Genomic DNA, 9022 nt, shown 5'->3' with positions numbered 1-9022 from the left:
GCCCCCGGCCGCCCCACGCCCGCGCAGACGCCGGCCGTGAAGGCCCCGCCCTCGCCGGCGGAGGCCGAGTCCATTGCCCAGGCGGACATCGAGCTGGGGCTTCTGTCGGAGTTCCCGGACGCGGACGCGCAGAGCGGCATCGCCTCCGCCATGCTGCACGCGCACGCGGACGCGCCCGCGTCGCAGAACCGCATCGTGGAGCGGCTGAAGCAGGACGGCCGCCTGGAGACGCTCTTCGGCGAGGTCTTCCGCGAGGACAACCCCTACGTGGAGCAGCCGCACAAGAAGGCCATCGTGCGGGCGCTCGACACCGCGCTCACCCGGGGCACGGTGACGACGGACGACCTGCGCGCCTTCTCCCGCGGCACCTACGCCCAGGAGTGGCAGCAGATCGGCGCCGAGCTGGGCACCACCCGGAAGTAGCCAGGCCCCGCTTCACGCTTCTTCACGCGCATGCCGGTTGCGCCGTGGCGCGTGCGCGAGAGGATGGGCTTCCCATGGTGGAAAGCCCGTTGCGCATCATCCTGTTCATCCTCCTCGTCAGCGTCGCGTCGGTCTACGTCCACGTCTACCTGTACCGGCGCCTCTTCCGCGACACCTCCTCGAGCCGCTCCTGGCGCACCGCCGGCAAGGTCCTGCTGACGGCGCTGTGCGTGCCGCTGCTGTTGTCCTGGGTGGTGACGCGCATCCTTCCCTCCGCGTTCATCGTCGCCGTGTTCGCGTGGACGTGGATGGGCGTCGCCGTGTACCTGCTGCTCTCCCTGGCGCTCCTGGGTGGGGTGCGCTGGCTGGTGGCGCGCACGCGCGGACACCGGGGCGTCGCCGCGCCGCTGGCCACGCCCGCGCCGGACCCCGCCGCGCCGCCGTCCCTGGCGGACCTGGCCGTCACCGTGCCGCCTGCCGCCGTGCCCGCCGTGCCCCCCGTGGACGAAGCGCGCCGGCTGTTCCTGGCGCGGGCCACCGCGGGTGGCGCGGTGCTCGCGGCGGGCGGCCTCACCGGGTACGGGATGTGGAGCGCGTTCCATCCGCCCGTGGTCAACGAGGTCGCGGTGCGGCTGCGCGGCCTGCCCAGGGCGCTGGACGGCTTCACCATCGTCCACATGAGCGACATCCACGTGGGCCCCGTCATCCAGCGGCGCTTCATGGATGAGCTGGTGCGGCGGGCCAACGCGCTCAAGCCGGACCTGGTCGCCATCACCGGCGACCTGGTGGATGGCACGGTGAACGACCTGCGCCACTCCGTCGCCGCGCTCCAGAACCTCCAGGCGCGCGCGGGCACGCACTTCATCACCGGCAACCACGAGTACTACTGGAACGCGAGCCGCTGGGCGGACGGGCTCACCGGCCTGGGCGTCAACGTGCTGCGAAACCGTCACGTCACCATTGGAGACGCGGGCGGCGCGTTCGACCTGGTGGGCGTGGACGACTGGTCCATGCGCACCGGCCCCAAGGGCTACAACCTGGACGCCGCCATCGAAGGCCGGAATCCGGACCGCGCCGCGGTGCTGCTCGCGCACCAACCATCCAATTGGGATGTGGCCGCGAAGGCGGGCATGGGACTGCAGCTGTCCGGTCACACCCACGGCGGACAGTTTTTCCCTTTCACGCTCGCGGTGTCCGCCATCTGGAAGCACGACGCCGGGCTCTTCCAGGACGGCGACAACCACCTCTATGTCAGCCGGGGCACCGGCTTCTGGGGCCCGCCCCTGCGCGTCGCCGCGCCATCCGAAATCGTTAAGGTGACGCTACTGGCAGTGTGAGGTGTAGATTTACCCGGAAATGGGCAAGGAACCAGCGAAGCGCGAAATCAAACAGGAGCGGGCCGCGCGAACGCGGGTCGAAATCCTGGAGGCGGCCATCACGTTGTTCGCCCGGCGGGGTTACCTGTCGACGACGATGTCCGACCTGGCGAAGGCCATCCGGATGACGCCCGGGGCGCTGTACTGGCACTTCCCCACCAAGGAAGACCTGCTGCTGGCGGCCATCGAGGAGCTGCACAACCGCTACCTGATGGAGTTCGCGCCGCTCCTGGCCGAGCGCCGCATCCTGTCCGGCCGGGAGCAGCTGGTCTTCGTCGTATCGCGCACGTCGCAGTTCCTGCGCTACCACCGCGAGTACGGCATCTTCTTCGGGATGCTGTCCGCGGAGTCCGCGGAGTCCAACGACCGCGTGGCGGAGGCGCTGCGCGAGAAGATTTCGCTCTACGTGGCGGTGCTGACGGGGATGATCCGCTACGGCCAGAAGCGGCAGGAGTTCCGTCAGGAGGTGGACCCGGTGCACATGGCCCACACGATGATGGGCGGCTACCTGGGCATCCTGCTGCACCACAACCTGTACCGGAGCACCGTGAACTACGACCCGCTGATGGCGTCGCTGGACATGATCCTCTCCGGCGGCCTCCACGTGCGCGGCCCCCCGGGCTGATGCGCTGAACCCACCGGCCCGTGCGGCCCGGAAAGACAGACGCCCGGTCCCCCACCTGAGGGGACCGGGCGTTTTCATTTCAGCGGGACGCCGTGACTACGGCTTCTCGGTGGGGCTGGACGCATTCTGCGGCTGGCGCACCGTGCGGGGCACGAAGTCCGACGCGTTGTTGTCGGAGTCGTAGCCGTTGCCCGCCTTCTCATCCGCGCCGCCCACGCCCATGGTCGCGTCGGTGGACGACGCCCGGGCCTTGCGCTCGATGCTGCCACCCTTGCCCGCGGGCGCGGGGGCCGCGGCGCCTTCCACCACGGTGCGGCCGTTGCCGAAGCCCACCGTGTCCACCACGCCCGTGAGGGCCGTGGGGTCCACCGTCACGTCCGCCGTGCCCAGGCGGACGTTGCCCGTGTTGCCGGAGATGTCCGTGTTGCCCCACGTATGGTCCGCGGGAACCGCCGACGTGGAGTAACCGGTGGCCGCGACCAGGTAGTAGCCATGGGCCTTGATGATGGCGTCAGGAGGCAGCGTGGCCAGCACCGTGAAGTTCGTCGTCGTGCTGGTGGTGTTCGCCGTGCGGTAGAGCAGCTTCCAGCCGGTGATGTTCACGTCGAAGTTCGTCGGGTTGTACAGCTCGATGTAGTCGTCCCCGTTCACGGTGACGCCCTGGCCGGCGATCTCACTGATGACGATGTGGCCCTGCTCCTCGGCCACGGTGACCTCCGCCTCCTTCGTCACGCCCTGGTAGGACGCGGTGAACTGGCCGGTGCCCGGCGTCTGCGTGGCGGTGAAGACGACGGTGGCCGTTGTCTGCCCCTCCGGCACCGTCACCGTCGAGTCCGACAGCGAGCCCAGCCCCGCGTCCGAGAACGCCACGTCCACGACCGCGCCACCCACGGGGGCCTTGCGGGTCAGCGTGACGGTGAACGTCTGCGTCCCGCCCACCACCACCGTCGCCGTGTCCGGCGTGACGCTGGCGAGCTTCGCGGGCGGAGGCAGCACGGTCAGCGGCGCCGAGCGCGTGATGCCGTTGAGCGAGGCGGACACCGTGCCCTCGCCCTCCCCTTCCGCGTCGGCGGTGAACGTCACCGTCGCCGTCGTCTCACCCGCGGCCACCGTCACCGACGTGGCGGACAGCGCGCCATAGGGCGTGGCCGCAGGAGCGGCCAGCGCCAGCAGCACCTGCACGGACTGCGCCGGAGTGGACTCCAGCGTCACCGTGAACACCTGGGCCGCGCCCGCGTTCACCGTGGCGGTGGACGGGGTGAGGAACGCCAGCCGGGGCACGTCCGTGATGGTGTTCACCGTGGCGCTCAGCCCGCCCAGCGTCACCGTGCCGGAGCCGGTGCTGGCGTCGTCCACGGTCAGGTCGAAGGTCGCCGTCAGCGCGTCCGTCGTCACGTTCCGGGCCGTGATGGTGCCGAAGTCCGCGGGCGTCACCACGGGGTCCAGCGTGGTGCCCGCCGGCACCGGCCGGTCGAACGTCACCGTGAAGCGCGCGGTGCCGCCCGGCGCCACACCCGTCGTCGCCGGGGTGAGGTCCGTGGCGGTGGCCGCCTCGGTCTCGCCCAGCACACGCAGCGTGGCCGTCTGGGAGGACGCGCCCAGCGTCGCGGTGAGGGTCACCGAGGCCGCCGGCGCCTTCGCCTCCAGCGCCACCGTGGCGCTCGTCCGGCCGGCGGGGATGACCACCTTCCCGTCCTTCGCGGTCAGCGCCGCCGTGTCACTCGACGCGATGTCCACCGTCACGTCCAGCGGGTAGCCGAACGCCAGCGTCACCGTCAGTGCCTGCGGGAGGGCCTGGGTGCCGCCCACGCGCGCGAAGCCGCCGGACGTGAACGCCGTCAGCGCCGGCAGCGGCAGGGCCATGTCGGCCGGGCCGCGGGGCACCAGCTTGTGGTCGTTGAAGTTGTACGTCAGCACGCCGCGCAGCGCGATGTACTCGGTGCCCAGCACCTGCGTGGGGTAGGTGAAGGCCTGGTCATCCACCATCAGGCCCGAGGACGCCGGGTTGCCGGCCTTGTTCTCGTCCACGATGAACTCGCGGTTGCTGTTCTCCAGGCGGGTGTTGAAGACGTTGCGGACCTCCACCAGCGCGCCCTCCAGCGCCTTCGCCCGGGGGCCGTTGGTGCGGATGTCCTCCGTGCGCACCACCTCCGGGGCCGGCAGCGGGTTGCCCACGCTGTTCTTCGTCACCGTGGAGTCAACCACCTCCAGCAGGCCGAAGTACTCCTTCAGCGTGCCCTCCACGCGGATGTTGTCCCCCACCGCCACGCCGGCCTTGAGGCTGTACATGTAGAGGCCGGAGTCATCCACGCCCTTGCCCGCCGGGTAGCGGGCCACCTGCACCCAGTAGCCGCGCTCCGACTTCGTCGCATCCACCGCGGTCACCACCACGTCGTCCAGCAGCACCTTCGTGCCCACCAGGGACTGGTTGCCGAAGCGGGGCGTCGCCTTCACGTCGTAGACGGTGGCGGGGCACGCGGCGCCGCCGGGGTTGGGCACCGGGCACGGGTCGCACGCGTCACCCACGCCGTCGTTGTCCGTGTCCTTCTGGTCCACGTTGGCCACGAGCGGGCAGTTGTCGCCGGGAGCGGCGATGCCGTCGTAGTCGAAGTCGGACGGGTCCTCGACGGAGCACGCGGCCGCGTCCGCCGGGCAGCCGTCGCACGCGTCGCCCTTGCCGTCGCCGTCCGTGTCCTTCTGGTCCGCGTTGCCCACGAACGGGCAGTTGTCCTTCCAGGTGGGCACGCCGTCGTGGTCGTCGTCGTCACCGCGGAAGGCCTGGCACGCGGTGGTGCCGGCCTCCAGGGGGCACGGGTCGCACGCGTCACCCACGCCGTCGCCGTCCGTGTCCAGCTGCCGCCCGTTGTCCATGGGACGCACGGGGTTGAAGATGGTGGGGCAGTTGTCGGCGGCGTCCTCGATGCCGTCCGCGTCCGTGTCCTCCGCGCTCGCCAGGCCCGTGTAGACGGTGGAGCCGTTGACGGCGGCCGCCGGGAAGGTGGTGTTCACCGCGCTGCGCGCGGGCTCGCAGGTGGGCTCGTTCTGCGGCGTGCCGCACGCGAACAGCGGGTAGAGGTTCTTGGTGTCGGGGGAGTCCTGGAACTCCTTCAGCGTCATCTTGATTTCCGACTTCAAGCACGCGGCCTTCTGGGTGCCGCACACCTCCAGCGCGTCGCAGGAGTCCGCGCCCTTGAGGCCGTCCACCAGCGCCTGGTCGCCGTAGAGCGGCTTGCCGCCGCGCACCGTCAGCACCACGTCCTGCGGATCCGCGGCGATGACCGCGCGGAACGGCGAGCCCGCGTTCGTGCCCAGGCGGAAGATGGCCAGGTCCGCCATCCTGCCCGGCGCGATGCGGCCCACGCGCTCGTAGATGTCCACCGCGTCCGCGGCGTTGCCCGTCACCATGCGCCACAGGTCCTCGTCGGTGAAGGTCCTGGCGTAGCGCGTGGTGTTGAGGTGGTCCGCGCAGCGCAGCTCGCGCAGCAGGTTCATGGAGCCGGAGCGGATCCAGTCCGTGCCCAGGGAGATGGGCACGCCCAGCCGCTTGAAGGCCGTCACCATCGCCGTGTCGCCGTACAGAGAGACGTTGGTGCGCGGAGACCAGACCAGGCCCGTGCCGTGCGCCGCCATCTCCGAAATCTCCCGCGCGGTGAGGCCCACGCCGTGGATGACGGCCGAGCGCGGGAACAGCACGTTGCCCGTGCCCGTGGACAGGCAGCGGAACTCGTTGAGCGCCGTGGCCGCGATGCCCTCCGCGATGTGCGGCAGGTACGCGGACGTGCGCGAGGTGATGGTCGCCGAGGACGGGAACGAGGCGTAGGAGCAGCCCTCCGTCAGCGTGGTGCCGGTGCTGTCCCCCAGCGGGAAGGTGTCCGAGTCCGCGTACGGCTCCGCCAGGCCCTCCTGGTTCGCGATGCCCGCACTGCCGCCCGTGTCCAGGTTGCGCAGGAGCCCGGGCTGCCCGCCCGCGCCCGCGATGGAGGTGGTGCCCGCCATCACCTGGCGCAGCTCCGACCAGCTGATGGCCGCCGCCTTGGAGTTGGACGGGTTGTTCAGCCGGGTGTGGTTGTTCTTGCCCTCGCGCCAGTCATGGCGGTGCTCGTAGCGCTCCACGCTGGTGCTGGCCAGCGGCGAGCCCGGGAAGGTGATGTGGTCATGCGGGTTGATGAGGCCCGGGGAGATGACGCCCGTGGGGCACGTCACCACCGTGGCCTCCGCGGCGCCGGCCGCCTTCGAGCAGTCGCACTCGGAGCAGGTGATGACGCCCTGGGCGTCCACCAGCACCTGGCCGCCCACCAGCACCTGGCCGTCCTTGAGCACGGTGCCGGCGAAGAGCTTCCCGGCCGTGCCCGCCTTCGTCACCTCGCAGGTGGCGCCGTTCGCCAGCGGCGCGGGAGGCGTGGCCCAACACTGCACGGTCTGGGTGGCGGTGGGGGTACAGTCCGCCTCGCACCCGTCGCCGCCCACCGTGTTGCCGTCGTCACACTGCTCGGCGCCTTCCTTCCGGCCGTCGCCGCACTTGGTGCCCGGGAGCGTGCAGTCCGCCTCGCACGCGTCGCCGCCCACCGTGTTGCCGTCATCGCACTGCTCGGCGCCTTCCTTCTTTCCGTCACCGCAGACCGCCCGGCCCTCGGGTTCTTCCGAACTGCAGGCACTGCCCAACACGAGGACCGCGCCCAGGGCGGCCAGCAATAAACGGGAGCTGCGCATGAAGCCTCCTGCCCGAAGGCAGTGCTTGAAGAAGGAACAGGTGCGACGAAGGAAAGCCCCCCGTGCCTCACATGCCGCAGGCGGCGGGGGTGCAACATTTCAGCGGTACCTGACCCCTGAAGTCCACTTCATGGGGCTCCAAAGGTCTACCCGGCGCTGGGAGGTGTGGTAAGGGCGCACCCAACGTGTGGGGGAGCAGGCAGATGACGCGGCCTGCCACGTTCTAGAGTGGGGGGACATGATTACCCGGAATCCATCGAGCACCGTGTCGCGCTTCCTGGACGCGCACCTGCGGCGTGACGCGCAGGCGCGAGAGCTGTCCGTGGCGCGCTTCATGAGCATCCTGTCCGCCATCTGCGTGGTGGTGGCCGCGGCGCTGGGGCCCGCGATGGGCTGGGACCTGACGTTCGCGCTGATGGGGCTGTCCACGGTGCTGTCGGGCTACTACGCGTGCATGTGGTGGGTGCTGCGCTCCGGCGCGTTCCACCCGGCCATCCCGTGGCTGAACGTCTTCATTGAGGTGAGCATCCCGGCGGTGGTGCTCACGTTCGACCTGCGCTACCAGGGCCCGGTCTACGCGCTCACCGCGCCCACGCTGGTCATCTGGGGCACGCTGGTGACGCTGGCGGGCCTGCGCAGCAACCCGCGCCTGGGGCTGGCCGCGGGCGCGCTGGTGGCGGCGGAGTACCTGGCGCTCTACTTCGGCTTCGTGCGGCCGCTGCTGCCGGAAGAGCCGCTCGTCACGCTGGCGCCGCTGTTCATCTGCGTGCGCGCGTTCTTCTTCGTGGCCACGGGGGCGCTGACGGCGACGCTGGCGCGGCACTTCCTGGAGCGCACCCGCAGCGCGCTCGCGGCCCTGCGCGAGCAGGAGGTCATGGGCAAGTACGTGCTGCATGAACGGCTGGGCGCGGGCGGCATGGCGGAGGTGTACCGGGCCACGTACTCACCGGAGGGCGGCTTCGAGAAGCAGGTGGCGCTCAAGCGCATCCTGCCGTCGTACGCGGACGACGCGGCGTTCGTGACCCTGTTCCGGCGCGAGGCGGAGCTGTGCTCGTCGCTGTACCACCCCAACATCGTCCAGGTGTTCGACCTGGGCCGCCACGGCGGCACCTACTTCCTGGCCATGGAGTACGTGGACGGGATGCCGCTGAGCTCGCTGCTCAAGCCGCGGAGCCGCCGGCCGCTGCCCGTGGCCGCCGCGACGTTCCTGGCCGCGGAGCTGGCGTCCGCGCTGGACTACCTGCACCGGCGCACCAGCGCGGACGGCGTGCCGCTGCGGCTGGTCCACCGGGACCTCAACCCGCCCAACATCCTGGTGTCGCGCATTGGTGAGGTGAAGCTGTCGGACTTCGGCATCGCGCGCGACGCGGTGCGCGCGAACCTCACGGTGGCCGGCAGCGTGCGCGGCAAGCTGGGCTACATGGCGCCGGAGCAGGCCATGGGCAAGGACCTCGACGGGAGGGCGGACCTCTTCGCCCTGGGCCTCACGCTGCACGAGGCCCTCACCGGCCGGCGCGCGCTGAGCGGCCACTCCGAAGAGGTGCTCCTGCGCGCGGCGGTGGACCAGGACGTCGTCCCGCCCTCGCAGCTGAACCCCGCGGTGCCGCTGGCGCTGGACCTCATCGTCATGCAGCTGTTGCAGAAGGACCCGGCGAAGCGCACGCCCAATGGCGCCGCGCTGCGCCAGCAGCTGCTCGCGCTGGACGGCCCCGCGGCCCCCTTCCCGCACGGCCAGGCGGAGCTGGCGCGGGTGGTGCGCGACACGAAGACGCTGGCGGAGCAGCTGAACGTGGAGACCGTGGAGACGGTGGCCGCGGGCAGGCCGCCGCCGCTCGCGCGCTCGGCCTGAGGTCCTGGGGTCCTGGGGTGAGGCAGGCTGCGCGGGACC

Annotated in this window: 5 protein-coding genes; 4 read left to right on the top strand and 1 reads right to left on the bottom strand. The window is 71.0% G+C overall.

The window, feature by feature from the left end:
- The 3 genes from D7X96_RS30175 to D7X96_RS30165 all read left to right on the top strand — a co-directional run.
- Positions 1 to 423 (top strand): hypothetical protein (locus D7X96_RS30175; RefSeq protein WP_121771336.1); only part of this gene is annotated, 423 nt, incomplete at its 5' end.
- Positions 424 to 497: 74 nt separating this feature from the next.
- The gene (locus tag D7X96_RS30170; RefSeq protein WP_120546091.1) at positions 498 to 1760 is read left to right on the top strand and encodes a metallophosphoesterase; all 1263 of its coding nucleotides are present in this window, start codon (positions 498 to 500) and stop codon (positions 1758 to 1760) included.
- Positions 1761 to 1779: 19 nt separating this feature from the next.
- Entirely contained in the window at positions 1780 to 2424 is a 645-nt protein-coding gene (locus D7X96_RS30165; RefSeq protein WP_121771334.1) for a TetR/AcrR family transcriptional regulator, read from the top strand.
- 96 nt (positions 2425 to 2520) lie between these two features.
- Here the strand turns inward: D7X96_RS30165 and D7X96_RS30160 are convergent, their stop codons facing one another.
- The gene (locus D7X96_RS30160) at positions 2521 to 7134 is read right to left on the bottom strand and encodes an amidohydrolase family protein (protein ID WP_121771333.1); all 4614 of its coding nucleotides are present in this window, start codon (positions 7132 to 7134) and stop codon (positions 2521 to 2523) included.
- Positions 7135 to 7372: 238 nt separating this feature from the next.
- Between D7X96_RS30160 and D7X96_RS30155 the strand changes: the two genes are divergently transcribed.
- Entirely contained in the window at positions 7373 to 8983 is a 1611-nt protein-coding gene (locus D7X96_RS30155; RefSeq protein WP_120546094.1) for a serine/threonine-protein kinase, read from the top strand.
- Positions 8984 to 9022: the final 39 nt, after the last annotated feature.

It is taken from the genome of Corallococcus interemptor (assembly GCF_003668875.1).
GTDB lineage: Bacteria > Myxococcota > Myxococcia > Myxococcales > Myxococcaceae > Corallococcus > Corallococcus interemptor.
This window is presented reverse-complemented; position numbering and strand designations above follow the sequence as displayed.